The sequence below is a fragment of the Bacillus gobiensis genome, assembly GCF_001278705.1.
Classification (GTDB): domain Bacteria; phylum Bacillota; class Bacilli; order Bacillales; family Bacillaceae; genus Bacillus; species Bacillus gobiensis.
The window spans coordinates 1,245,327-1,271,709 of record NZ_CP012600.1 but is presented as its reverse complement, the minus strand read 5'-3'; the positions used below and the strand labels follow the sequence as shown (position 1 = coordinate 1,271,709).

The 26,383-nt window shown below is 37.4% G+C and carries 26 protein-coding genes and 4 pseudogenes; 22 read left to right on the top strand and 8 right to left on the bottom strand.

Annotated elements, in window-relative coordinates; translation table 11 throughout:
- Nucleotides 1–378: 378 nt before the first annotated feature.
- The gene (locus tag AM592_RS06135) at nt 379–1,083 is read left to right on the top strand and encodes a response regulator transcription factor (RefSeq protein WP_053602971.1); all 705 of its coding nucleotides are present in this window, start codon (nt 379–381) and stop codon (nt 1,081–1,083) included.
- On the top strand, nt 1,080–2,495 hold the full coding sequence (locus AM592_RS06130; RefSeq protein ID WP_053602970.1) for a sensor histidine kinase: 1,416 nt from the start codon (nt 1,080–1,082) through the stop codon (nt 2,493–2,495). The genes AM592_RS06135 and AM592_RS06130 overlap by 4 nt, the downstream gene beginning before the upstream one ends.
- 149 nt (nt 2,496–2,644) lie before the next feature.
- Here the strand turns inward: AM592_RS06130 and AM592_RS06125 are convergent, their stop codons facing one another.
- Entirely contained in the window at nt 2,645–4,396 is a 1,752-nt protein-coding gene (locus AM592_RS06125; protein WP_053602969.1) for a SulP family inorganic anion transporter, read from the bottom strand.
- Nucleotides 4,397–4,996: a beta-class carbonic anhydrase gene (locus AM592_RS06120; protein ID WP_053602968.1), complete on the bottom strand. Its 600-nt coding sequence runs from the start codon at nt 4,994–4,996 to the stop codon at nt 4,397–4,399.
- Nucleotides 4,997–5,430: 434 nt separating this feature from the next.
- Here AM592_RS06120 and AM592_RS06115 point away from each other — a divergent pair, with 434 nt between their 5' ends.
- The 5 genes and pseudogenes from AM592_RS06115 (at nt 5,431) to AM592_RS06100 (ending at nt 10,921) form a co-directional block, all read left to right on the top strand.
- The gene (locus AM592_RS06115) at nt 5,431–6,780 is read left to right on the top strand and encodes a methyltransferase domain-containing protein (protein WP_053602967.1); all 1,350 of its coding nucleotides are present in this window, start codon (nt 5,431–5,433) and stop codon (nt 6,778–6,780) included.
- The gene (locus AM592_RS06110) at nt 6,780–9,371 is read left to right on the top strand and encodes a polynucleotide kinase-phosphatase (protein ID WP_053602966.1); all 2,592 of its coding nucleotides are present in this window, start codon (nt 6,780–6,782) and stop codon (nt 9,369–9,371) included. The genes AM592_RS06115 and AM592_RS06110 overlap by 1 nt, the downstream gene beginning before the upstream one ends.
- Nucleotides 9,372–9,469: 98 nt before the next feature.
- Nucleotides 9,470–9,730, top strand: coding sequence for a carboxymuconolactone decarboxylase family protein (locus AM592_RS23150; RefSeq protein ID WP_211086046.1), 261 nt, complete (start codon nt 9,470–9,472; stop codon nt 9,728–9,730).
- Between the two features lie 293 nt (nt 9,731–10,023).
- Nucleotides 10,024–10,134 (top strand): annotated as a pseudogene (locus tag AM592_RS23750) (alcohol dehydrogenase); the annotation flags it as partial.
- A 337-nt stretch (nt 10,135–10,471) separates the two neighbouring features.
- The gene (locus AM592_RS06100) at nt 10,472–10,921 is read left to right on the top strand and encodes a DUF1569 domain-containing protein (RefSeq protein ID WP_053602964.1); all 450 of its coding nucleotides are present in this window, start codon (nt 10,472–10,474) and stop codon (nt 10,919–10,921) included.
- Nucleotides 10,922–11,122: 201 nt separating this feature from the next.
- Here the strand turns inward: AM592_RS06100 and AM592_RS06095 are convergent, their stop codons facing one another.
- Both AM592_RS06095 and AM592_RS06090 read right to left on the bottom strand, forming a co-directional pair.
- Nucleotides 11,123–11,518 (bottom strand): cupin domain-containing protein, encoded by a 396-nt coding sequence (locus AM592_RS06095; protein ID WP_053602963.1) that lies wholly within the window; start codon nt 11,516–11,518, stop codon nt 11,123–11,125.
- A 19-nt stretch (nt 11,519–11,537) separates the two neighbouring features.
- A complete protein-coding gene (locus AM592_RS06090) occupies nt 11,538–11,858 on the bottom strand; it encodes a carboxymuconolactone decarboxylase family protein (RefSeq protein ID WP_053602962.1) in 321 nt (106 codons plus the stop codon).
- A gap of 406 nt (nt 11,859–12,264) precedes the next feature.
- On the opposite strand from AM592_RS06090, the gene AM592_RS06085 reads away from it, so the two are divergent.
- The 11 genes and pseudogenes from AM592_RS06085 to AM592_RS06040 all read left to right on the top strand — a co-directional run.
- Complete coding sequence (locus AM592_RS06085; protein ID WP_053602961.1) at nt 12,265–12,741, top strand: DUF2975 domain-containing protein; 477 nt, start codon at nt 12,265–12,267, stop codon at nt 12,739–12,741.
- Nucleotides 12,742–12,751: 10 nt separating this feature from the next.
- Nucleotides 12,752–12,970: a helix-turn-helix domain-containing protein gene (locus AM592_RS06080; protein WP_053602960.1), complete on the top strand. Its 219-nt coding sequence runs from the start codon at nt 12,752–12,754 to the stop codon at nt 12,968–12,970.
- A 219-nt stretch (nt 12,971–13,189) separates the two neighbouring features.
- The gene (locus AM592_RS06075) at nt 13,190–13,930 is read left to right on the top strand and encodes an SDR family oxidoreductase (protein WP_053606005.1); all 741 of its coding nucleotides are present in this window, start codon (nt 13,190–13,192) and stop codon (nt 13,928–13,930) included.
- A gap of 176 nt (nt 13,931–14,106) precedes the next feature.
- Complete coding sequence (locus AM592_RS06070; RefSeq protein WP_053602959.1) at nt 14,107–14,505, top strand: MerR family transcriptional regulator; 399 nt, start codon at nt 14,107–14,109, stop codon at nt 14,503–14,505.
- An 86-nt stretch (nt 14,506–14,591) separates the two neighbouring features.
- Nucleotides 14,592–14,705 (top strand): annotated as a pseudogene (locus AM592_RS24540) (aldo/keto reductase); the annotation flags it as partial.
- Between the two features lie 196 nt (nt 14,706–14,901).
- Nucleotides 14,902–15,378, top strand: a complete 477-nt coding sequence (locus AM592_RS06065) for a MarR family winged helix-turn-helix transcriptional regulator (RefSeq protein WP_053602958.1) — start codon at nt 14,902–14,904, stop codon at nt 15,376–15,378.
- A gap of 106 nt (nt 15,379–15,484) precedes the next feature.
- Entirely contained in the window at nt 15,485–16,687 is a 1,203-nt protein-coding gene (locus tag AM592_RS06060) for an ArsA family ATPase (RefSeq protein WP_053602957.1), read from the top strand.
- On the top strand, nt 16,684–16,923 hold the full coding sequence (locus AM592_RS06055; RefSeq protein ID WP_053602956.1) for a hypothetical protein: 240 nt from the start codon (nt 16,684–16,686) through the stop codon (nt 16,921–16,923). The genes AM592_RS06060 and AM592_RS06055 overlap by 4 nt, the downstream gene beginning before the upstream one ends.
- 104 nt (nt 16,924–17,027) lie before the next feature.
- Entirely contained in the window at nt 17,028–17,453 is a 426-nt protein-coding gene (locus AM592_RS06050) for a DUF3995 domain-containing protein (RefSeq protein WP_053602955.1), read from the top strand.
- Nucleotides 17,454–17,870: 417 nt separating this feature from the next.
- The gene (locus tag AM592_RS06045; protein ID WP_053602954.1) at nt 17,871–18,350 is read left to right on the top strand and encodes a pyridoxamine 5'-phosphate oxidase family protein; all 480 of its coding nucleotides are present in this window, start codon (nt 17,871–17,873) and stop codon (nt 18,348–18,350) included.
- A 281-nt stretch (nt 18,351–18,631) separates the two neighbouring features.
- A pseudogene (locus AM592_RS06040) lies at nt 18,632–19,221 on the top strand (Tn3 family transposase); the annotation flags it as partial.
- Nucleotides 19,222–19,370: 149 nt separating this feature from the next.
- Here AM592_RS06040 and AM592_RS06035 read toward each other — a convergent pair.
- Nucleotides 19,371–20,183, bottom strand: a complete 813-nt coding sequence (locus AM592_RS06035; protein WP_053602952.1) for a DUF899 domain-containing protein — start codon at nt 20,181–20,183, stop codon at nt 19,371–19,373.
- Between the two features lie 89 nt (nt 20,184–20,272).
- Between AM592_RS06035 and AM592_RS23740 the strand changes: the two are divergent.
- A pseudogene (locus AM592_RS23740) lies at nt 20,273–20,452 on the top strand (recombinase family protein); the annotation flags it as partial.
- 292 nt (nt 20,453–20,744) lie between these two features.
- On the opposite strand, the gene AM592_RS06025 reads toward AM592_RS23740, so the two are convergent.
- Nucleotides 20,745–21,299 carry an NAD(P)-dependent oxidoreductase gene (locus AM592_RS06025; RefSeq protein WP_053602951.1) on the bottom strand — a complete coding sequence of 185 codons (555 nt, stop codon included), beginning with the start codon at nt 21,297–21,299 and terminating at the stop codon, nt 20,745–20,747.
- Nucleotides 21,300–21,819: 520 nt separating this feature from the next.
- Complete coding sequence (locus AM592_RS06020) at nt 21,820–22,377, bottom strand: TetR/AcrR family transcriptional regulator (RefSeq protein ID WP_053602950.1); 558 nt, start codon at nt 22,375–22,377, stop codon at nt 21,820–21,822.
- Between the two features lie 280 nt (nt 22,378–22,657).
- Here AM592_RS06020 and AM592_RS06015 point away from each other — a divergent pair, with 280 nt between their 5' ends.
- Nucleotides 22,658–23,497, top strand: coding sequence for an oxidoreductase (locus tag AM592_RS06015; protein ID WP_053602949.1), 840 nt, complete (start codon nt 22,658–22,660; stop codon nt 23,495–23,497).
- 417 nt (nt 23,498–23,914) lie between these two features.
- On the opposite strand, the gene AM592_RS06010 is transcribed toward AM592_RS06015, so the two are convergent.
- On the bottom strand, nt 23,915–24,841 hold the full coding sequence (locus AM592_RS06010; RefSeq protein WP_053602948.1) for a DUF2268 domain-containing putative Zn-dependent protease: 927 nt from the start codon (nt 24,839–24,841) through the stop codon (nt 23,915–23,917).
- 214 nt (nt 24,842–25,055) lie between these two features.
- Between AM592_RS06010 and AM592_RS24530 the strand changes: the two genes are divergently transcribed.
- Complete coding sequence (locus tag AM592_RS24530) at nt 25,056–25,226, top strand: tyrosine-type recombinase/integrase (RefSeq protein WP_225970333.1); 171 nt, start codon at nt 25,056–25,058, stop codon at nt 25,224–25,226.
- Between the two features lie 275 nt (nt 25,227–25,501).
- Nucleotides 25,502–26,347: a tyrosine-type recombinase/integrase gene (locus tag AM592_RS06005; protein ID WP_053602947.1), complete on the top strand. Its 846-nt coding sequence runs from the start codon at nt 25,502–25,504 to the stop codon at nt 26,345–26,347.
- Nucleotides 26,348–26,383 lie beyond the last annotated feature (36 nt).

Below are 26,383 nucleotides of genomic sequence, written 5' to 3'. Positions count from 1 at the left end.
ATATCAATCGAAGACCATTTTTCATCTGCCGCAATTTACTTTCAAATACTGCGCTTTTGAATGAGACAACTGTTTTTCGCTTAAGACATGAACATATGCTAGAAAGAGAGTCTTATCTTCTACAAATTATAAAGATATTTGGGTCATGGAATTTAACCATTTATTGTCGATTCAAAAACTTTTGTGTCTGAATGTTTGGAATAATGGTAATTCTGTCACTTGATTTGATATTATATTTTCGTAAAAATTGATAAAAGGATAAGATGAAACAGTACTATTTCAACAGCAATTGCCCGTGAAAAAGATAAGCTTTATCCATAGCTTTTTCATATAATCTTCAGTAATCAAGGAATTTTTAGCCGTTAAAGGAGAGAGTAAATGAAGAAGAAAGTTTTAATTGTTGATGACGAATGGAATATGAGGAACTTACTCAAAATTTATTTAGTTAAAGATTATGATATAGTGGAAGCGAGTGGCGGACAGGAAGCAATTCATATAATGAAAACATCCACTTTAGATTTAATCGTCCTCGATATAATGATGCCCGTCATTGATGGCTGGGAAGTTTGTAAACAAATCAGAAATGTTCAATCTACGCCAATTCTGATGTTAACGGCCAGGTCCGAATTGAAGGAAAAAGTATATGGTTTGGAAATTGGCGCAGATGATTATTTAATCAAGCCTTTTGAACCAGAGGAGCTTATCGCCCGAGTTAATGCCCTAATAAGAAGATCGGGATTAAATAAAGAAAAAGATGACAGGGAAATTTTGATCTATAGTAATGGTTACCTTCAAATTGATCAAGAAACTTATACAGTTGTACTAGGAGGAGAGAGGTTGGATTTAACTCCCAAAGAATATGAATTACTGTATACACTTGCAGCTAATCCAAAAAGAGTATTTTCTCGAGAAGTACTCCTGGATATATTATGGGGATTTAATAATTCCAGTGATACCAGAACGATTGACACTCATATAAAAAACATCCGTGTAAAAATTAGAGATAAAGGATTTGACTATAATCCAATCCAAACGGTTTGGGGGATAGGTTATAAATTTCAAGACGCGGATGAAGTGGTATGAATATCAAAGGCATTACATTTAAGTACGGCGCAACAATCATGATTTTATTTTTGGCTGTTCTTCTCCCTTTAATTTATACACTTGATCATCTTTTTATCGCGTTTTATGTGAATCAAAAGCAAGAAGAGATCGATCACTTTGCGACTAAATATGCGAACAAAATATTTGATATAGAAGATGAAAAAACATATCGTACGTTTGAAATGTCTTTAGAAATCATAAACGCAGACCTTTTTGTTTTTAATAGGGATGGAAAAATACTAAAGGGTACAGAGGTATTAGGATTTAAAGAAGGCACTCAGGTCATGAATGATATCTTTCATCCGATTTCAAATAAACACGGAGTTGGGATGAAATATTCGGAGGAAAAAGGCGAACAAAGTTATTTACTGTCAGGTAAGCCAATTATTATTGGGAATAATGTAAATGGGGGACTTGTCGTTGTCTCAAGTATGGATGAAGTAAATGCTTCCATAAAGCAAGTTCGAATTTGGCTATTTGTATCCGTTATTGGAGCTTTAATTGTAGCAATTGGCTTTACATTCTTTATATCCAGAAAACTTTCTTACCCGCTATTGCAGATGGAGCGTGCCACTCGTGAGTTAGCGAAGGGAAAACTAAGAACAAAGCTAAGTTTCCAAACAAAAGATGAAGTAGGAAGCTTGTCAACAGCGATCATGGATTTAGAAAGAGAACTTGAGGATTATAGAACCAATCGAAGAGAATTCTTTGCAAACATATCTCATGAATTACGAACACCAATATCATACATTAAAGGTTATTCTATGGTGTTAAGGGACGAGCTGTACAAAAACGAGAAAGAAAAAAGCCAATATTTAACGATCATCCATGATGAATCAACGCGTCTAACAGATCTTATTAACGATTTATTTGAACTTGCAAAAATGGAAGAAGGAAAACTGGATTTAAACTATGCAAGGACAGACATATCAGATATCATTAATAGCTCTGTTAGGAAAATTAATTTAAAAGCAAAGGAAAAAGGGATCCGAATTACTTTAAACACCCCATCTGATCATACGTTGTTGTATACAGATGGAAGGAGATTGGAACAAATCTTCATCAATTTACTTGAAAATGCTATCCAATACAGTGAGCCGCATTCGAATATTGATGTCAGTACAAAGGTACAAAAACGTGACATTCAGGTCTTAATAAAAGACTCAGGAATCGGTATACCGAAGGAAGATTTACCATATATTTTTGAACGCTTTTATCGGGTCGAAAAATCAAGATCCAGAACTACAGGAGGCACAGGATTAGGACTGTCTATCGTAAAAAACTTGGTTGAATTATTAGGAGGACGAATTGAAATAACTAGTTCCGTGGGTTCTGGTACCACATTTAAAATATACTTTCCAACCAGCAAAGAAGTAAGTGAAAAGGAATGAAAAAAGTCCGTCGTTTGTATTGGTTATCTTATACTGCCAACCCGGACCATCTCTATTATTTTGTGTTAATAAATTAACAAAAAAGTGAAGACCTCATAATTGAAAAGAGGTCTTCACTTTGAATTAAGCTCTCAAGGAGATAAAAGCGGTTAGGTTGCAGAAGCAGGTCGTGAATTTGCGGTTCCTCTTGACTTTACTGGCTCGCGAGACAATTTTGAACATTCACTAAAAGCAAACTGCTTACAGCCTATACACTTATTGGTCTCTAACTGTCCCAGAGCGGAATAGAGTGCTTCACCGGTATGCTCAAAAAAATATTTTTGTCCTATTACTTTATGCAACCCTGCTTTCCAAAATAATTCTTTAGGCTGCTGTTGGAGACCTGAAATCATCACTTGTTGTTTTTGATCCTTAAATTGTTTGACTACTTTGGTCAGGAGAGCTTCTCCCGAAGTATCAATAAATGTAACTTGACTCATTCGTAGTAGCAGTACTCTCGGTTTTGCACGAAGAATTTCTTCTAGTTCTTCTTCAAACTTTTCTGTGGAACCAAAGAACAGCGGGCCTTCTAATGTATAAATATTAATTTGCGGACAGTTAGAACCTTGCTGCACGATTTCCGGTTTCACTAGTTTGTCTGCTGGATCCGGCAAAACCTTTGACACTTTCAACGTACCGCTCATTTTCTTAACAAAAGCAAGAAGTGCTAAAGCGATGCCTCCCACAACACCTGTTGTTAAGTCGACAAACACAGTTAACAGGAAAGCAGCGATTAATACGAACGAATCCATCGTTTTTGTTTTTAAGATATGGGCGAACTCTTTTCGCTCGCTCATGTTCCATGCGACAAACATAAGAATGGGCGCCATACTGGCTAACGGAATCGCCGAGGCGTACGGAGCTAGCACAACTAACACAAGTAATACAACAATCCCATGGATTACACCGGATAGAGGTGAAAAAGCACCATTTTTAATATTCGTTGCTGTTCGTGCGATGGCGCCAGTAGCAGGGATTCCTCCAAATAAAGGTGCGACGATATTGGCCATTCCTTGTGCCATCAGTTCTTTATTGCTGTTATGCTTGCTGTTGGTCATACCGTCTGCCACTAAAGCCGATAATAAGGATTCAATTCCTCCAAGCATGGCAATAACGAAAGCTGCGGGAAGTAGTTCGATCACTAAACTTATAGTTATTTGCGGGAATTCAAAGTTCGGTAATTCATTCGGAATTGCTCCATAAGTCGAGCCTATAGTTGCGACTTGATTCGGAAAAAAGAAAGCTGCAACTAATGTTGATACAATCAATCCCAACAGTGCTCCAGGAATTTTCGGCATGAATTTTGGTGCCAAAATCACAATAAACAAACTGATCACAGCTACGAGAACACTGGAGGTGTTAATTGTATTTAGATTCACGAGAATTTCCCTCATATTTAAATGAAATAATTCTTCTCTCTCTAAGTTACTCAGTCCTAAGAAATTAGCTATCTGGCCGGAAAAGATAATCACAGCAATTCCAGCAGTAAATCCTATTACTACAGGACGAGGGATAAATTTTATAAATCTCCCCAATTTGAACAGACCTAAAAGAAAAATCATGATTCCTGCCATGAAGCCGGCGATCAACAATTTTTCATATCCAAATTGCATCACCACTCCAACTAAGACCGGGACAAATGCTCCGGTTGGACCTGCAATTTGATATTTAGATCCGCCAAAAAGTGATACCAAAATACCGGCAATAATCGTGGTATAAAGTCCATATTCCGGCCTTACCCCTGATGCGATGGCAAAGGCCATCGCTAAAGGAATCGCCACAATTCCAACGATCAAACCGGCAACCGCATCATTTTGAAATCGACCTAAATTATATCCATTAAACCTGTTGGAGGTAATCATTTATGAACAACCCCGCTTTCCAGACTCGGGTAGGTTAGTGCTGTTATATCCATCAATCACCAGATCCAATTTTCCTGTTTCAGGATGAATAATCATCCCATGAACTGGTATATGATTCGGACTTAAAGGATGATTTTTAATTAAACGGACACTATTAGAAACACTTTCCTCTACACATGGAAAACCTGTCAGCCACTTGTCCAAATCAATCCCGGCATTTGTAAGAGTATCGATTAGATTCTCGTCTGTTCCATTTTGTTTTGCTTTTTCAAGAATAGAGGATGACTGCAGGCCTATCATTCCGCAGCCGTGATGACCGATCACACATACTTCCTCCGCCTTCAATTCATAAATAGCGACGAGAATGCTCCGCATTATACTGCCAAATGGGTGAGAAATAACAGCACCGGCGTTTTTAATAATTTTCGCATCCCCATTTCGTAGTCCCATTGCTTTTGGCAGCAATTCCAGTAAACGAGTATCCATGCAGGTGAGGATGACTATTTTTTTATCTGGATACTTTGTTGTTTGAAACTCTTGATACCTGCTTTGCTCAACAAAAGCCTTGTTATGATCGAGAATTTTTGAAATTGAAGACATAGATTGCTCCTCCTTTTAAAAGAATTGTTATATTGCTATACAAGCTTAAAAGAAAGTTATGAAGATTTAATGGAGAATTTGTAGGTCGTTTGTTTCGTCTTTTATAACTTACTAAAGATCTGATTTTTTTATATGCTTTTGTCGGAGATGAAACAAAAGAACTTTAATTTGAGGAAGGCTTTAAGGTTAAAAATACTATAAATCTTGTATACATAAGTCCTGTGATTTTATTGTTTATAAGATAATTAATTTTTAGTGAATGACTTGATTCTTGATGGGCAAAAGTTCGGTCAACTCTTAGATCTTATTGGAATCTTTTGATTCTGTAATATAGTTGAGCAGATTGAATACTTAATTATGGCTATTTATGAGTCTAAATTATTGATATAATAACCTAACATTTAAAGGATTTTTTGTATCGAAGAGGTGTATTTATGCAATTGACTATTAAGGCTTCAGGTGAGAACGTGAAATTTATTTCTCATCTTTTAGCTAAAAATCCAAACAATATATATGAAAGAAATCATAAAGGCCATTTGGTTAGGCTTTTTTATAGCAAGTTTACTGAAACAGCGGTTGAAGTGACCATCTTTGTTACTCCGGATCCTATTGAACTGATGAGAAACAACGCAAATGCATACGACATTACTCACTACATAAATGACCGGGAATTTGCTGTAAGCAGCATCTTCATCTCTTTTATTAGAAAAGCGCTCGGTACTGCTTTAAATGGGCAGCCGAAGGAGGAATACATTAAGTGGGTCGATCATCCTTTTGCCTTCCAATTCAGTTTTGGGCCCGTTTCATCGAGCCTTTCTGATCAACACATAATGGATCTCTTTCAGCCATTAGGGTTTGAAGTTGAAATTACCAGAGCAGATACAGATTATTATTTCGATTTCAAATCTAAAAGCACGGCAAGATTTATCTCCTTAAAAGGATATACCACTTTACAAACGGGACTAAGACAGCTTTTCGTGCTGATTCCTGTATTGGATAACTATAAGCATTACTTTATTGATGAAAAAGAAATTGAAAAGCTAGAGAGGTACGGGCAAGTGTGGCTTGAGGATCACCCGGAAAAAGGGTTTATTTTACGGCAGTTTCTTCGGTTTAAAGAAATATACAGCGTCATAGATAACAAAACTGAAATGAGAAAGAAAAATGATGAAGCGAGAACCAGGCTTAACGACTTACGGTATGAAAAAATCATTGAAAAGATTAATAGCATGTCTCATAAACAAAGAATAGTTGACTTTGGTTCAGGAGAAGGTAAACTCTCATATCGTTTAGGGTTCGTTAATGGGGTTCAAGAAGTTTTAGCAGTTGAGCCGTCTGAAACCACATCATTAAGAGCAGTGGAACGGTTTAAAAAAGCAGAAAATACAGACGGATTTGTCTCTCCTGAACCAGTTTGGGGTTCCCTTTTTTATTACGACGAAAGACTAAAGAGCAAGGATATCATGATTTTATGTGAGGTCATTGAGCATATTGATGAGGAGCGGCTGCCAAAAGTGATGGATACTATTCTTCAAGAATACCAGCCGAAGGCATTAATCATTACGACTCCGAATAAAGAATACAACGCTGTGTACAAAATGGAAACCCACTTTCGCCATAATGACCATCGGTTTGAATGGACAAGAGGTGAATTCCGTAAATGGTGCACAAACAGGAATCAAGATGAAAAATATGAACTTTCGTTTGATGGAATTGGTGAAGAGCACATTCTATATGGTTCTCCTACCCAAATGTGTGTGTTTGTGAGAAAGGAGGGGGAATAGTGAAAGTCGTACTGCCTTATGCGGGGATTGTGCTGCTGGTTGGACCTTCCAACAGCGGAAAATCGACGCTTTTAAAAAAGTTAATTGACGAAGAAAAGATCGTTCCTTCAGAAGTTGTGAGTTCTGATCAATTTCGTGTTTTGGTAAGTGACATAGAGTTTATCGATTGGCGGAACCACCCTAAAGATGAAGCAAACAGCCTGTCTGATGAATATGGAAGAATTTCTACAGAAGCTTTTGCGATGATGGATTCTATGATTGAAAGCAGATGCAGATTGAATAAATTAACCTTTGTTGATGCAACCCATCTGCACTCAGATGACCGAAAGAGATACATAGATTTAGCGAGAAAAAACCATGTCCCCATTATTTCAATTGTATTGGACATCCCGCAAAATATTTTGCTTGAAAGGGACGAGCAAAGAGACAATCCAAGAGGGAAGAGACGTATAAAACAACAGCACCAAATTTTCAAGAGAGAAAAACGTTTCTTGAAAAAAGAGGGTTACACAGCCGTTTATTTTTTAGATGAATCGAAGGACATTGAACTCATCCGTCGTACGAATCCAATAGAATTGGAAGTCCAGAATGGAATTGACATTATTGGCGACATACACGGCTGTTATGAAGAAATGATCTTGCTTCTAGAAAAGCTTGGTTATAAAAAGAATCAAGAAGAGCTATATGTCCATCCGGAAGGCAGAAAGTTCATTTCGATTGGTGACGTTATGAGCAGGGGACCGGAGTCGCTTAAAACAATGTTATTCTTTCTGCGCCATGTGAACGAAGGACTTGCTTACATGATTGACAGCAATCACGGGTGGAAAATAGCCAGATGGTTGGATGGTAGAAAGGTTACGTTAAACCATGGTGATGAAAAAGTGGAGCAAGAGCTTCAGCTATTTGAAGAGGAGCAGGGAGCGGAACAAACTGAAAAAACGAAAGAAGCTTTAAAGGAATTCTTGAAGAATGCACCTTCTCACTATGTGTTCGCCAATAATGGAATTCAAACTTTAGTCTGTGCTCACGCAGGAATAAAAGATGAATTTATTGGAAAACAATCCCGCGATATTAGTGATTTTTGCCGCTATGGAGATACAGACGGATTTGACAGCAAAGGGAAGCCAATCAGAAAAGACTGGTTTATTCATCATAAAACAAGTCCGCTTATCATTTGGGGCCATGACCCTAAGCCAAGACCTACAATGATAAATCGTACAATGAACATTGATCAGGGTGTTGTGTTTGGTGGAATGTTAACTGCTTTTCGTTATCCTGAAGCTGAAATCGTATCTGTAAAAGCAAAGAAAGACTATTCAGGAGCATCAGACAATCCATTGAAAGAATGGGAGAAAAATCGCTTAAACCCGCCAAATATCGGTAGGTTTATCAATGGGTATTCAATTTTAACCGAGGAGTTTGGGGATGTGCAGGTCCATCAGAATAACGTTAAACCAGCAATCGATACCATCTCTCATGTTACAGTGCCGATTGAGCAATTGATCTATATTCCGCCAACAATGAGTCCGACTCCTAAACCGTCTTCAGTCGATAGCTATCTTGAACATCCGAAAGAGGCAGTCGATTATTATCGCAGCAATGGCGTGAACACGATGATCGTTGAGAAGAAGCATATGGGCAGCAGAGGGATATTGTTTTTGTTTAAAGACAAGGAAGCGGCAAAGAAGCACGTCGGGACCGAAACTCTAGGAGTCATCTATACTAGGACAGGTCGTCGTTTTTTTGAAAGGGACATGGAAGAAAAAGTAGTCTTGAAGATCAATAAAGCTTTAAGTGCAAATGGTTATTTTGAAAAACACGATACCGAATATGTCCTGTTGGACGCAGAAATAATGCCGTGGAATTTGAAGGCAAAAGAACTGATCAGCAATCAATACGCACACGTCTCGGAGAATGCGATTTTGGATCGTGCTATACTGCAAAAAATGTTGGCTGCAGCTGCCGAGGGTAATCCAGACTTAAATGAATGGCTTGCAGAATATGAGCAAAAATTAACGAACGCAAATACTTTTAAAGAAGCTTTTCAAAAGTATTGCTGGGATGTAGAAGATGTAGGCCAAATTCAAATTGCGCCATTCCACGTGCTCGCCCATAGTAATCAAACATTCTTCGATCACTCTCATACGTGGCATATGGAGAAGAATCGAGAATTTGCCAGCTATTCAAACCTGTTTGTGGAAACGGAATACATGGCGATCAATGACGAAGCGAGTGAAGCAAAAGCCATTAAATGGTGGGAGGAAATAACAAGCGAGGGCCATGAAGGCATAGTGATTAAGCCTGAATCATTCATCGCAAGAAATAAAGGAAAGCTTCTCCAGCCGGCAATTAAGGTGAGGGGCCGCAAATACCTGAATATTATTTACGGAATGGATTATTTGCTGCCTGCAAATCTGGAAAGATTAAAACAAAGAAACACCGGCAAAAAACAAAAACTTGCCTTAAAAGAGTTTACGTTGGGGCTGGAAGGAATTAATCGTTTTGTAAATGGAGAATCGATCGAAAGGGTTCATGAGTGCGTTCTTGGAACGTTAGCAATGGAGTCTGATCCTGTGGATCCGAGATTGTAATAGAGAGAATGAAGCTGCTGCAGTCATTGCAGCAGTTTTTTATTTGTTAAATTTATTAGCCTTTTTCTACAGATATGCCAAGATGGATTAATAGCGTTTTGCACAGAGAAGCAAGCCCATTGCCTACCAATAAAAGCAGCATCGAACTTGGAACGGAAATTCAGACAAGACTGGCAGGGAGACCGGTTACGGGAGAGGTTTATGAATTCGCTCCAGTCATTGATCAGTTTTTGAAAGGGCACCTGTTCGGAGACATCTTCGGACGCGACAACCTGGATTTCCAGAGCAGGGAGATCGCAACTATTGCGGCCCTGGCCAATATGGATGGCATTTTAACATCGGGTTTAATACCGGGTTGACCGAGGATCAGATGCGCGGCCTGATATCAGTTCTGGGAGAAGAAGTTGGCAAGAAAGAATCCAAAAATGCCGATGAAGTATTAGACAAGGTTTTAAGCACGAGGGAAACATAAAGCTCTATGCTGAAATGGCATAATTAACGATTGCTTTATTATCTCAGAACAAAGAGGAACAGGAACACACAGCATCAGAAGAGGGAAGAGCAGGAATCCTCCCTAATCAAAACCACGAACTATTTATTACAATCTCAACTTTCGCAGCTTAAATTAAGCAGATAGACTTGAAATCACTAGGCAACCAGTGATCCTGCTACATTCAATGATTTGTCTGGTCGTTTTGACCTCATTTTAAACACAGTGTCTGCAAATCTTGATGTTGATGCATATTTATCCTTGCTTCGCATAGTGTAGCTTTGAAATAAAGTTGAACTGTTTATAAAAAAGTCGCACCGTTTTGAAAAAAGTTTAACCGTTTATAAAAAAGATGAACCGGAATTTCCTATCTCTATAAAGAAGGGATTTCGGTTTTTCTTGTGGATTAAGAACTTATTAAGTGATAATAAAGTTATTTAATTAAAGGGCCATATTCTTGAATAAGGATTTTTGTAAACTACCAACTATGGATTAAAATTAAAGATGAATCCATAATTTTGAGGTCTTATTTGCAGGTGATCGAAGTCCCAATATGGAATATATGAGCAAATAAAGAGCAAGTCATATTTTATAAAGGGGATTTGCACTAATGAAAAATATATTTAATCATTTGCATACAGAGGAAATTTTAAATCGTATCGATAAATTAACCCCAAATTCTCAACCACAATGGGGAAAAATGGACGTTGCCCAAATGCTAGCTCATTGCTCATCGTTCCAAGACATAGCAATGGGAAATGCTGTTCATCCGAGAGGTTGGTTAGGAATATTAATAGGGAAATTTGTAAAACCAATTTTTTATAATGACAAGCCATTAGCCCGCAATATGTCCACAATTCCGGCCATTTTGATTGTAGAAGAAAAAAAATTTGAAACAGAAAGAGAAAACCTGAAACAAAAAATTATAACATTCCAAAATAATGGGCCTGAAAAGTGCACAACTTATCCACATTCATTCTTCGGCAAACTTACTTCCGAGCAATGGGGGAAAGGAATTTACAAACACCTTGACCATCATTTAAAACAGTTTGGAGTTTAGTTACTTATAGAAAAACCAAAAGTTTAAGAGTTTCAGAGTTTCACAATTCTAAAGGTGCTTTTTACGAAATGACCGCATAGAATCTTTCAGGAAAGTTTTTCATAGAAAAACCTAGAATAAAACACTGAGTATTAAATTTTGTACTTCTAATATCATATAAAAGGAATAACGCATCGAATCAATTGACTCGATGCGTTAGCTTTATAATTTATTAAACCATTCATCATCAACAGGTTCTAACCAATCCGTTTCTCCCGGCGTAATTGCTAGGTGCACAAACCAACTATCTTTTGTCGCACCATGCCAATGTTTTACATGTGGCGGAATATTCACAACATCTCCTGTTTTGAGTAATTGAGCTGGTTTACCTTCTTCTTGATACCAACCCTCACCACCTGTAACTAACAAAACTTGTCCAATTTTATGAGAGTGCCAGTTATTCCGAGCTCCTGGAGCAAAGGTTACATTCCCAATTGGTGCATGGAGTGGCGTCGCATCGGTAAACACCATTTGTAAGTATGCATCACCGATAAAGTTTGCTTCAACTTTTTCTCCCAATGGAAAAATTGTGCTTTTGCTTAATTCTTCGTTTGCCATATTTAATCCCTACTTTCTTTTAATCTTTATATATTTTTTTTGCGATGTTAAATGCTGACCAAGCTTTGGGCCACCCTGCATAGAACGAGAGATGAGTAATGATTTCAGCAATTTCATCTTTCGTTAATCCGTTTGCCTTCGCTTTTTGAAGATGTGGAATCAATTGTTCAAAGTTTCCACCAGCAATTAACGCAGAAACTGTAATCATGCTGCGATCGCGAGGAGATAACTCTTTCTCTCTTGCCCAAACTTCACCGAATAAGACATCATCGTTAAGTTCAGCGAATTTTGGCGCGAATTCTCCTAACAAGTCTCGTCCCGCTGTTTGTTTTTCTGCCATTTTTAGTCACTCCCTTATTCCATTTTTTATCCGTTACATGATGAAGTATAGTCCTTAAAGCAAACTTTAAGTCGAGAAATAACAGTGTTGCTTTGAAATAAAGATTGATAATTTATAACAAAGTCTGATCGATTATAAAAATGGTTGATCAAAATTAAGTAGTGAAAATGCAGGATAATGCTTTTCTTGTTAAGTTAACGGGGCTGGTTAGTTGAACAATTTATAAATTGAATAGTTTTAAGTTTTATAGAGCATTTCTTTGTAATGAGGAATGATTTTTATCTTTGTCTAAAAGCAATGTTTGTGAGTAGAGATAAAAATATCATTATAATTAATAAAAATTTATTGTAAAACGATAAATAACGTGTTAAATTCAAATTGACAATAAATAAGTGAGGTGCTTTTTATGAAACATGGTTCAACACTCTTTTTAAAGATAGCTGTTTTTCTTATTGGAACTCCAGTTCTTGCTTTGTGTATATATGGATTGCCTTGGTTAGCTAATAATCCAGTAAATCCAGATTATGCCCATATACTATATCCCATTTTAATAGGTATGTATGTATCAGCGATACCGTATTACATTGCATTGTATAAGGCTTTTAGACTTTTAAGTTATATTGACAAGAACAAAGCTTTCTCACAAATTTCTGTTAAAGCTTTAAATAATATAAAATACTGTGCAATCACAATCAGTACCTTGTATGTGGTAATGATGCCATTCGTTTATCTCGTAGCAGAGAAAGACGATGCCCCAGGTCTCATAATAATGGGAATGGTCCCTATCTTTGCTTCAATGATAATCGCAGTATTCGCTGCTGTTCTTCAAAGACTTTTACAAGAAGCGATTGATATAAAATCGGAAAATGACTTAATAGTCTGAGGTGAAAACAATGGCAATTATAATCAATATTGATGTGATGCTGGCTAAAAGGAAAATGAGCGTAACAGAACTCTCGGAGAGGGTTGGAATAACAATGGCTAACCTTTCTATATTGAAAAATGGAAAGGCAAAAGCAATTAGGCTCTCAACTTTAGAGGCAATTTGCAAAGCATTAGAATGCCAACCTGGAGACATCTTAGAATACAAAATTGACGAAGACTCTCAATAATAGACAACAAATTACTTCACCTAACGCGGGCTAATGTTCAACAAAAAGTATCTTAAAATGATCAAACTTTTTTAGAAAAATCACATCTTTATAATGACTAAAAGAACTCATTTTGATCATCTTTGTTCAAAACGAGTTCTTTTACTTTGTATTAACATCAACGTTTTTAATCTGAAAAAAGTTCTACAGCTTAAGAATGTTTCCCTTGACTTAAATATCATGGCAAATATTGAAGGAAAAGTTGTCATTATTATGGGTGCAAGTGGGATTGGTGAAGCAACTACCAAGAAACTTGCACAAGAAGGAGCGAAATTAATGATTGCTGCTCGTCGCGAAGATCGCTTGCAGGCTCTTGTTGAATCATTACCAAATAATGAAATTTCATATGCTGTTGCAGATGTATCGAAAAAAGAGGAAGTTCAAGCAGTTGTAGATTTGGCAGTCGAAAAATATGGTCGTGTAGATGTACTCTACAACAATGCTGGAGTCATGCCAACTGCGCCGCTTTCAGAAACACACTTTGATGAATGGCGCCAAATGTTAGACATCAACATCATGGGTGTTTTGAATGGGATTGCTGCGGTTTTACCTATCATGAAAAAACAACAATCCGGTCATATTATTTCGACTGACTCAATTGCAGGTCATGTCGTCTATCCTGGTTCTGCTGTATACTTTGGAACAAAATTTGCTGTCCGTGCAATCATGGAAGGGTTACGCCAAGAAGAGCGTGAAAACAATCTTCGCAGCACTATCATCTCTCCAGGGGCAGTGGATACTGAATTATATCTCACTTCACAAGATCTTGAAGTGCAAGAATGGTTGAAGAACAATCAACGTTCAGAAGGTTTCGGGTTAAAGTCCAGTGACATTGCAGATGCGGTAGCGTATGTAATTAGCACACCTGAAACTGTTGCGGTAAGTGATATACTGATTCGTCCAACAAAACAAAGTATCTAATCATTCTTAGTTCTACTTATAGTTATCTAGAAAAGGGCCAAATAGAATTCTCTCATCAATAATGTCACATGATGGAGAACTCTATTTGGTTTTTATTAGTATAATGTATAATAACATTATTCGCTTAAAGTCCGCTTTAAGTGTATCTAATTAGTACATAAAACGAGGTGGGTACCATGACTTATTCAATTGGAGAATTTGCCAAAATCGTCGGGGTAACAACGAGTACGCTGAGATATTATGAAAAGGAAGGGTTACTTACTCCTCATCGAAATGAAAATAATTTACGAGAATTTACTGATCATGATATCCGCTGGGTTCAATTTTTGCTCCATCTGAAAGGTTCAGGAATGTCGATGACAGAGCTAAAACAATATACCAAATGGCGTGCAATGGGTGAAGCAACGATTCCTGAAAGGTTGGATTTACTTGAAAAGCGTAAGCGTCTCGTGGAACAAGAGATGCTAGCTTTGCAACAAAACCTGGATATTTTGAATCGAAAGGTTGAATTCTATGAAGATCAGTTAAAAGGGAATAAATATGAATTCGTCCTTTATCCAAATGAAGAAGTATAATACTAGCATTTGAGGCGAGAGAGACTTTTTAATAAATGAAAAGTTTTCTCTCAGCCTCTTTTTATTTGACTTATAGGCAGCTATGCGTTTATAAAGCCCTTCTGGCAGGCTATCGTCTGATTGATACCACTGCCGCTTATCAAAATGAAGAAACGGTTTGCAGAGCAATCAAACGGAGTGGCGTCCCAAGAAAGAGAATATTGTTCATATAGAGTCCTGGGCGTCTTTCGCTGAAGGAAAAACCCTAACAGAACTTTTTTCACTGAATATAACCCAAAAATGACGCAGAAAACTTATTCTAGACATAATTATTCATCCGTTAATTACACTTGACATAAGTACGATATCGTATTAAAATAATAGCAGGGAAATTATTATAGTACATTGGAGACGCATATGAATCAGTTATTATCTCTCTTTCTGAAAAATTGGATGAAACCACTACTCATTGATCAAGAGATCGATGAGACTTTGAAGAAAGTGACACGTTCCGAATTGATTGCACTCATTATATTAAAACAAAGAGGAGAAGCAACGATGTCCCAGTTAGCGTCCGAAATGGGACTTCAAAAAAGTACGCTCACAAATATCAGACAACGCTTAACAAAGCATGGACTGATTCAACACTATCGTGATGCAAATGATCAACGTATCATTCGGATCAGTCTAACAGAAGATGGTGAAGAGTTCGCGGACCGTGTGCTTGAAACGATGAGTCGTGTGCTTCAAAAAATAAAAGATGCTCTTACTTCGGATGAACTGGAGCAACTAATTAATTTGCTACTCAAAGTAGCAAAAGTGGTTCAAACAACAGAACAGGAACAGAAAGATGAGCATACTACATTTAAACGCATTAAAATCGAAGATGAGTAACTTGGAAAACCCCAAGTTTCTCTTTTGTAGAAATAGTACGATATCGAACCAATTTCCCCGAGTAATCAATAGGTTTTCGATTTCCATTCATGCAGGAGGTTATTTCATGAGAATTATCATTTATACAGGAAAAGGCGGAGTAGGAAAAACGAGTATTGCAGCGGCAACAGGGGCACGTTTGGCGTCAGAAGGGTTGCGAACATTAGTGATGAGTACAGATGCCGCGCATAATTTAACGGATGCATTTCAAGTTCCACTCGGACCAGATCCTACCCCTATTTCCGAATACCTTTGGGGACAAGAAGTAGATAACTTATTGGAGACGGAGCGAAACTGGGGCGTCGTTCAGGCGTGGTTTGGTCGAGTCATCGAATGGTCAGACCTCAAAGATATCAATAAAGAGGAAATGATCAATTTTCCTGGCATGGAAGAGTTATTCAGTCTTTTGAAAATCCTCGAACACGTGGAAAGCGGTAAATATGATGTCTTGATTGTTGATTGTGCTCCTACTGGAGAAACCCTTCGACTATTAAGCTATCCAAATGTTCTAACCTGGTGGTTGGAAAAAATATTTCCTCACCAACGTCGCTTAGTAAAACTAGCTCGACCAGTAGCAAGAATTGTAACTGGTGGATTAGAACTGCCTGATAACAAAGTGATGGACAATATCGAGGAATTATTCCGACGAGTCATTGAGGTTCAGAGTTTGTTATTAGATCACTCGATCACCTCAGTCCGAATTGTTCTCAATCCCGAGAAAATGGTTATTTCAGAGGCAAGACGATCATTTACCTATTTAAATTTATATGGATTTAATACAGATGCCATTATTGTGAACCGTGTCTTACCGGTAGATGCTGATGTTGGTTATCTGGCAGAGTGGAAAACGAGAAATATTCAATATGAAGAAGAGATAACCAATAACTTTCAACCGATTCCGATTTTACGAGTACCGCTTATGAGTTCTGAAGTGTCAGGATTACGAGCATTAATAGATTTAGCAGAAGTTGCATTTGGAGAAAGAAAATTAGAAGAAATATTCTATGTCGGAAAAGTAGAGGAAGTCAAGCAAGAACAAGATGGGTTTATCCTCTATCTCACTCTCCCCTTTGTCAGTGGAAAAGATCTAGATGTAACACAACGTGGAGATGAACTAACGATTAAAGTAGGAGCCTATCGAAGAAAAGTTACGTTGCCACGTTCGTTGACAGGAAGACCGATTTTAAGTGCACGTTTTGTTGAGGAACGATTACGTATATGTTTTGGTGAGCGTGTATCTACTTCGAAAGATGAGGAGGGTATTTCATGATTCAAAAAGAGACAGTTCATCGCTTGATTGATCAATTGTTTGAGATTCGTGAAACATTCCCAGGAAAGATGATCCCCCAGGAAGCGCAACAGCATTTTCAAAAGGCAAAGAAAGAAAGATTACTGGGACTACAAGTTTTGATAGCCCATTCGATTCTAGAAATAGAGAAAGATGAAAAGAAACAACCCAAAGATCAACAAGTGCCACAAGGGAAAAAAATCGATATTGAGTATTAATGAACTCGATTTTTTATACTTATTATATAATAAGTAAATTTCTTCAAGTGTTTTTGTGCGAGTCAAGACGAATTGTAATTGGATATCATCAGGAGGGATCATTGATGACCTTGTTTCTTATTTTTTCATCTGCTGTTATATTGATTTTCATTAGTCTTCTTCATGTTTATTGGGCATTTGGAGGAAGATGGGGAACCAGTGCTACTTTTCCGGTGAAAGAAGATGGAGCAAGTACTGAAATTGTTCCTCCTACGTTACTTACATTAATAGTCGCCTTTTTTATCCTGTTTTTTTCTATTATTCTATTGGCTCAAAGTGGGTATTTACCTTTTTATCATGCAGATACATTGACAAAATGGGGAAGTGTACTCATTGCTTCGATATTTACTTTACGGGCAATCGGTGACTTTAACTATGTAGGTATCTTTAAAAGATTCAAAGGAACCCATTTTTCCAAATATGATACATGGATGTATATTCCACTTTTCCTATATTTGGCGATCTCTTTTGTTGTAGCTGTTATCGTATGATTTGTGCAGTTTAAGTAAGCGTAATGTTATGAATCCTCTTACTGTCTAAAAGCACTTCCTAAGAAAAAGATAATATCATTAAAACCTAAAAGACGGCAAATGCCATAGTCGTAAATGCCATTTTGAAGGGGAGTCTGGCTGAAGTATGGGGTGAAGGGGGTGAAACCACCTATCTTGCACACCGGATTCTAAAAACATCCGGCTTTCAAGGTGACGTGTCATTGATTAGCAAAAACAAGGATATTTTGCTGTTTTCACTAAAAGCTCCGTAAATAAAAGGGAAAGCAGCATGAAAGTGTGTATCAAAATTAGTGATAAAGTATGGAATATTGTCACAGGTGACTTTTACCGCTTAAATGGGTAAATGTTTTGCTATATATCCTATTAACTTTATATGAAGAAAAGAGGGAATAAAAAATGCAGCCATTCGATCACTGGAATACTTGGAGAGATCTTGCTTCTAAGTCATTTGGCTTCTCATTTGCCACTGTAAACCCAGATGGAACTCCACATGTTACTCCAATTGGGTCACTAATACTTAGCGAAGACGAGCCAAAAGGCGTATATTTTCAAATTTTTACTTCACAAATGACGCAAAACCTTGAACATAATAATCGAGTCTGTATTCTAGCTGTTCACAGTAGTAAATGGTTTTTGATACGATCGGTTCTTTCTGGAAAATTCAAAACGCCTCCAGGAGTACGATTGTCAGGAACTGTTGGAGAAAAACGGATCGCAACTGAGGATGAGATTCAATCTTTAAAGAAGAATTTAGGATTGTTAGGGCGTACTTTAAAAGTTGGACCCGGCGGTCTTAACATTAAGTATGTTCAGGATATTCATTTTGACTCCGTTAAACCAGTTTTAGTTGGAAAAATGACCAGAGGGCTCTTTTAAAAGGGTTTTTGACTTTGTGTGGTCAGTAGCTTTACAATTCTAGAGCCTGTTGTATTAATCTTCACAATTAAATCGAAAAATCAGCCTCCGTGGTTATGATGAAAGTACGACGAAACAACAACCCACGCAAGCGGATATCATGAGTCGAAGAACTATCCCCGTATGGGAGTAAGGCACATGCCTATCAAAACTAAAAACAAAATAGTTTCTTAAAAAAAAGGATATTCTTTCTTTAGGATTAAAAAAGGTAGGATGGCGTTTTTCCTGTGAAGGTAACCACTAAAGAAGATGTGGGAATGCAAGAGTTATATCCAAATTTACAGCCTGTGCTAACTCGACCAATCAATTGGAGCTTAATTGAACAGCAATATGATCAAATGATTAAGTATGCGACAGCCTTACGGTTAGGTATGGCTGAAACAGAGGCGGTTCACAAACGTTTTACTCGTAAAAGTGGACACCCAACATATCGAGCACTTGCTGAGCTGGGGAGAGCAATCAAAACCATTTTTCTGTGTGAATATTTATCATCAGAAGAAATACGAAGAGAGATTCATGAGGGATTAAATGTAGTTGAAAACTGGAACTCTGCTAATAGCTTCATTTTTTATGGAAAAGTAGGAGAAATCCAAACAAATCGCATGGAGGACAAAGAGATTGCTGTACTAGCTCTGCACCTTCTCCAAAACTGTTTGGTATTAATTAATACATTGATGATTCAAGAAGTGCTACTGGAACAAAACCTTTACTGCAAAAACTAGTCTCAGAGGATTTTAGAGCCTTAACGCCACTGATTTATGCACATGTGAATCCGTATGGGACATTCAAGTTAAATATGCAGGAGCGTCTGGCGATCCAGAGAACTTCTTGAAACTTCTAGAAGGGGTAGTGTCAATACCACCAGCAAAATGCGAATTTACAACGTTAGGAAATTACAATATTAAAAATCCCAATTTCTCAATTTAATGCTGAGAAATCGGATTTTTCTTTATATTAATAGATATTGTTAAACAGCATTGATTACAAGTCGTCATTTCTTGAATGGCAACAGGAGTCCGACTCCTCAGAGTGATCATATTCGTCATGACGGCGGAGCCATGTCTTGCCGTTGCCGTCACTGCGTCCAGGTGGCTGTTCCCAGTCCTCCTGCCTGCCAAGAGCTGTTAAATCGAGGTAGTTGAAGATACCAAGTAGCGGGTCAGTTCCACGGGCGTAAGTCGTATACGTGTGAAAAATTCTTTCGCCATCGCGAAGAAAGGTGCTCACGCCAGGCACTTCCATCGACTGTCCGGAATCAATGGGTACGCCCTTCTGAACAAGCTCATCCTTGGTCAAATAGTTGTATTCAATTGGGGCGACGGATTCGTCCAGTGTAACGTGAAAGTCATAGTTAAAGTCGCTACCGTAGGACGAGTACCAAGGAATATTCCAACCCATGCGTTCCTTGTAGCGCTGGAGCTTGGAAAGTGGAGCACGGGATACCAATGCCAGCGACGTATTACGTGCATGCAAGTGGGCGAGGTGGCCGATGTTGTCCGCAGCCAGTGAGCAAGCTGGACAACCTGCTTCCCAATCAGGAGCGAACATGAAGTGATGCACGATTAGTTGAGGACGCCCTTCAAACAGATCAAGCAGACGGGTCTTACCATTCGGACCACCTAAGACATAGTCCTTATCAATCTCTACCATTGGGAGTCGGCGACGTTCGGCATTCAGCGAATCCCGCGCCTTAGTAAATTCCTTCTCTTTAGCCAGCAGTTCCTTACGAGCCACAAGCCATTCGTCACGTGACACGACATTTGGTAGTTGCAGATGATTTTGCGTTTTTTTCATATCATCTCTCCATTCTTTGTTTTCTTAAGCTTATCACACACAATTGTTATGGACTTATTCTCGATTGCTAAAACAATTCCTTTAAAGATCGAAGAGGTCTTTATCAACTTTTTGATATGCTCAGGAATGGGGATACAGTTGTAATGGAGAGTATTTCCCGTTTAGGACGTAAAACATTGGATATCCTCAACATTATTCAACAGTTGGAAGAGACCGGAGTGCAATTCATTTCTTTAAACGAAAATATGGATACTAGAACCTCTACAGGGGGTCCTGCCGACAAAACGCGGATATTATACGTTAATACATTCGCTAAAACTTGTTCCACCTCTGGAGCGAGTAAAATTTTCTCTTAGTGCTAACTGACCTACCATACCCGTTACACCATATAAAATGACTTTCATAACTGACATCCTTTCTTTGCAAAGCCGACTCTTATTTAAAGAATAGCGTTTAAATCTTGATTAAATGATAAAGGCTTGTATTAAGTTATTTATTGTTGTACATAAACTGATTCATTGATATAACGATTTTTTTCTAAATTACTTATCATAAACTCAGCTAAATCAGCTCTACTAAGTTTCCCAAAAATCGATTTCCCTTTATAATCACCGTACCGTGTCGGTAGGTACCTGTTGGCGATCCAAAAGTTAGCGTTGGTGGTTGGATAATTGTATAAACTAAACCTGAATTTCGAGTTAATTGGTCTTGTGCTTCCTTTGACTTAAATCCTGCATAAGCCAACAAGCGAACGCCTTGCATTGTGACCTTCATGAGCGGATTTAATTTACGACGACTAATGGAGCTTGTACCAAACCCAGTCAAAATCTCTACTCTTTTGACGTTTTGTCGTTTCATTGCCATTATTATGGCTTCAGTTGGTTGTACGACATGATAATCACCAAGAGAAATGATAGCGGCTTCGCTTCCTTTTAGTGTTAAATCGAGGCTATACGGATCATCATATTCCACACTCATTGCTCTGATATTTGGATTTGGATTTTTAATTCGATTATGGTCTCGGCTAACCGCAATGACCTGGTGCCCTCGTTTAATCGCTTCATCAATTAGATATTGTCCTACACTGCCACTAGCGCCAAAAATTGTGATTTGCATTATTTAATCCTACTTTCGATTTAAAATAAGTTACGAAAGTCCCTTCTTTAAATCCTCCAAATATTGGCTTTGTTGACTTCTGAAAATCGATTAATCAAAAGTTGTACGACCTTGCCAGCGTGTGAATGGAATTCTTCACGGATTTCCAGTGTAGGTGTCCCATCAGTTTGTGGAGTCAAAATAAACATTCGTTTTCCATGACCATCAATATGACTAAGTGTCAACTCTCTTCGTACATTTACTTGCTCATGAATGATTTTATATTCAGTAGCATATCCCGTTTGAGAACTAACCTCACTATAAGAATTATTCGATAATATACTTGCAGATTTAACATTAGAACGCCATGAGTAATCAGCTGGATGTCGAAAATTAATTTACACACATCTTTTTACGATCGAGTTAACGAACACCCTGCCCGACCATACCAGTTACTCCAAATAGAATAATTCTCATAGTTGCGCCCCTCACAATCTAACTCAGATATCGCTCAACCTCGTTATTGTTTACAAAAGTGGTGTTAGATCTTTATTGCTTTCCAGCATGATTCAATGGTTTGTTGTATTTCTACTTCACCCAAAGGGTATTTATTATTTAGAAATCCTCTAATAACGGATAAAATCAAGCCTGTTACAATCTGACAACACATCATTAAATTCATTTCTCTAATGATCCCTTGTTTTTGCCCTTCAAGGATAATAGTAAAAAATTCGTTCATTGTCGGAACAGGCTTATTACGAATTTCTTCAGAAATATAGGGCGAATGGGAATAGTTTTCAAGAAATTGTATTTCTTTTGGATAATTGATTGCAAATTCAGCCATTTTCTTTAAGAAAAATTTGAACTTTTCATATAAGGTTTCATTAACGTCATAATTTTCAATGACAAAATTAGACATGTGTGTGCCAATTTCTTTGTATAATTCATTGACCAGCTCTTCTTTATTATTGAAATAATTATAGACTGTTCCAGAACCTACCTTTGCATGTTTAAAAATCTTAGCAAAGGTAACTGATTGTAAACCTTCGACTGTAATTAAATCAAGAGTAGCCATTAAAATATCTTCACGTTTCCCCATTAGAATTACCTCCACACCAATGGAATTTTTATTCAACTTAATAATATTTCTTTTTAGTTTACAAATCAACCGCTAAATATTAAAATTCCAAAGTACTATAAATTACTAGGGGATAATAACCTATTTAACAACTAATAATAGCGATTCACATATTGTCAAACCGATAAAAAAGGATATCTCTTGGAATAAAAATTCAAATTATTATTGACACCAGTTTCATAGGGTTTATAATAAATTCGGAACATTTATTCCAAAATATCTTAAACTAGGAGGAGTAGAAATGAGAAAGAAAGTTGTCTTAATAACAGGAGCTTCATCAGGAATGGGTGAAGCTACTGCCATTCGTCTTAACAAAGCGGGCTATATTGTATATGCAAGCGCAAGAAGAATTGAGAGAATGAAACATCTAGAGGAACAAGGAATTCATATTTTGAAAATGGATGTAACAGATGATGTATCCATGGTACAAGCAATAGAAACAATTACAAATGAACAAGGGAATATTGATATAATTGTGAACAATGCAGGATATGGTTCTTATGGAGCTTTGGAAGATGTCCCAATGTCAGAAGCAAAATACCAATTTGAAGTAAATCTTTTTGGAATGGCAAGACTTACTCAATTAGTTTTACCTTATATGAGAAAAAATCATTTCGGAAAAATAGTAAACATATCTTCCATAGGGGGAAAAATATATGAGCCACTGGGTTCTTGGTACCATTCTTCCAAATACGCCGTAGAAGGATTAAGTGATTGCTTACGACTAGAAGTAAAAGATTTTGGTATCGATGTCATTGTTATTGAACCAGGTGGTATCAAAACAGAATGGGGGGGGATTGCAGGTGACAATCTTTTAAAAATATCTGGAAATACCGCCTATGGAGAACTAGCTAAAAAATACAGAAATTTCTTTAAAGATGGAACCGGTGGTTCAGAACCAGACCTAATTGCAAAAATCATCGAAAAATCAATTTCAGTTAAGAGACCTAAAACAAGATATGCCGCAGGCTTTGGAGCAAAACCATTCTTATTAATAAGGAAAATCTTATCAGATAGATTATATGATAGGTTCTGGATGTTCGTTGTGAATACCATTGCAAAGAATGCAAAAAGTAAATAAAACTTAGAAATACAAATGAATTTCCACATATAAATTCAAACACTTTATGACCTGCCCTAGCGAGTGCCTCCTTTTATAACAGGGGGTTCTGATGACCTTAAAGCTGTGTGTCCATCCGAAACCAAGGGATCTGGCGACGCATGGAGCAAAAAAGTATTTTATTGGAATGAGTGCATAATCCCAACTTATGACTTGGAAATCCCGTTGTCCCTTCGTGTGGGGAGGGGGAACCTGACTGCTTATTCCGTCTTTTAAGACCCTATTCGCAAATCTCGTCTTCATAATTGGATGTGATCCCCAAGTCCTTTGCGCTTAAACGGTTGATTTTATGGGCTTTCGTAATTCAGGTTAAATCGATTGATTCTATCGTAATAATGTAGGGTCCGGGCGGTAATTCCTGTTATTTGGACACTATCTTTAACAGCTAATAATGGTTTCTTCATCCCAAAATCCTTTTACTTCGTCTAGTATTTGAGCAGCAGGTGTTATTGTGGCCTCAAAGATCGTTCTTCCTGTTTTTCTTAAATAATATTGGATTAAATAATATCCGCAAGCGTAGCCAGCGCTATAAGGCATATTGACCGGTTTAAAGTTTTGAAGTTTTGCGATCTCGTCACCGTAAAGATACGGAGCAAATTTATCAAACCCAGTTAATTGCAATTGCTCTCTAAGCACAGGCTTTATGCGCCTGTTAAGTGTTTCTGCGTTTGTTTTCGTTACCCAAGGGCCAAGCAATTCTTCTCCAAACATGAACGTAGCATAGTTTTCAGCTAATCCTTCACTTACAATTAGTTCGCCCAAATTAACGGTGTGATCCCACTGAATAAATTGATATCGCACATTATGGTTGCATTCGTGCGCTAGCGCAGCCTTTATTCGAGGAATCGTGTACTCATTTGGCACAAGTGTACACATGATAAAACCAGGAATGCCCCCAAAGCCGCTATATCCTCCGTTTAATGTTAAGGAACGGCTTTCCGGATTCCCTAGTTGAATGGTAAACAAATATTCGGATACGGGGAGGCTTATTTCATGTTCTATAAATAGACGGAGGCTTTTCCTTACAGCGTGCTCACACTCTAACCAAAAAGAATCTGACGAAATCAACTCTACCTCAGGTGAAATCTGCTGGGTAATCTGATCAGGGGATCGGTTCATCATACTATTAAACGTAATAACGTCAAAACCATTCGCCTCTTCAGCTCTAAAAGGGATCTGTTGAATTTGCCATTGTTTCATAAAGGGAGCCATCATTTCGTTTCTGAATAATTCAAGCTTTTCCTCGGGCGAAGCTTGGGCAACTTTTTGATAAATATGATCTGAGCGCAGTGATTTTATATTCATTTCTCTCACTCCAAATAGTTTATAGTGATAATTATTCACTATGACCTAACATCATTGTCAAGTACTCTGAATCAAATACTCACGCTGACGCGATGAAGAAAAAGCATGCGGTCTATTTTTTTTAATCATCATGGAAGAAGAATTACACGGACCAGGGAATACGAAAGACTTTGGCAAAATATTCTGAGGACTGGTGCAAAATCTGTCGCCACACATGCTACGACATTTCCTGTTAACCAGGCTCAAAAAGCAGGGCATCGATGAGACGCTTATACAACCGTATTCCGGACATGAAAGCCTGAGGTCATTGGAAATCTATTCAAAACTTGCAATCACCGATGCCATGCAGGAATATAACGAGGTTATCAATAAATTCCCCATTTAATTACATTTGCTTTGCCCTTGGTGACAGCTACGCTGGTATTACCCCTACAAGAAGATGATGATCTCGCTGATTCATGCAGCATTGAAAACTCGTAGTGCTCAGATTCACTTAAATGCCCAGATTTTAATTCGACAAATATACTAGGTACTACTGTACTTTGTATATTTGTCGAAAAATATTAACATGCATCTAAATGAACAAACGTTCCTATTTCTTGTGAACTGTAGCGTTTTTAAGGTATAATTTTCTAAAACATAGGGTTGGGAGGAACTCTTATGCCTTACGGTTTTACGAAATACTTGGAATCAAAACTTTATTCAAATGAAACGATAAAATCATATATACCTGTCATAGAAACGTTCCATAAAATAGTGAATCAACAAAACGCAAGAGAACTTCTTCCTCATGAAATAAATCCTTCAGATATCAAACACTTTTTAGAATTCAACCGAAAAAATGGACATACAGATAGAACTATCAACAAGGAATTAAGTATTCTAAAGAAATACTTTGATTATTTATGGAGTATTGATAAAGTACCGGTTGATCCCACAGTGAAGTTGAAAAGAACGAAGATTCAAGATAATAAGACGATTGAATTGTCTTACGAACGTTTGTTAGAAATTAAACAAGATATTCTCAAACGAAATGATTATTCTACAAAACGAATCATTATTTACACTCTTTTCTTATACGGATTTAGGCTTTCTGATTTCCATATTAAAAAACAGGATATTGACTTTACAAAAGACGAGGCCCATCTCCATTTAGGAGAATTCACACTTATCTTAACGGGGGCAGAAGCTGAACTTTTTATGAGGTATTTTTGGGAAACATCTTTCACAGATAATGAATACGTTTTTACATCGACTACACATGATAATGTTACGATACCGATTTCTATAGACTCACTTAATAAACATCTTAGCGTTATAAGCAATCACTATCATTTGAGAAAAAAATTGAATATATATGACATCAGGAATTATTACGCCTATTATCTTTATGAAACATGCAGCATGTCTCTACAGGATGTTGCAGACAGATTAAGAATTAAAAAAGGGAGTGCAGCTTCTTTAGTTGAGATAAGCCAGAAGAGGATGACTAAGAGGCAGGCATAAATAAACATAATAAAATTAGTTTAAAAGGAGGCTCTA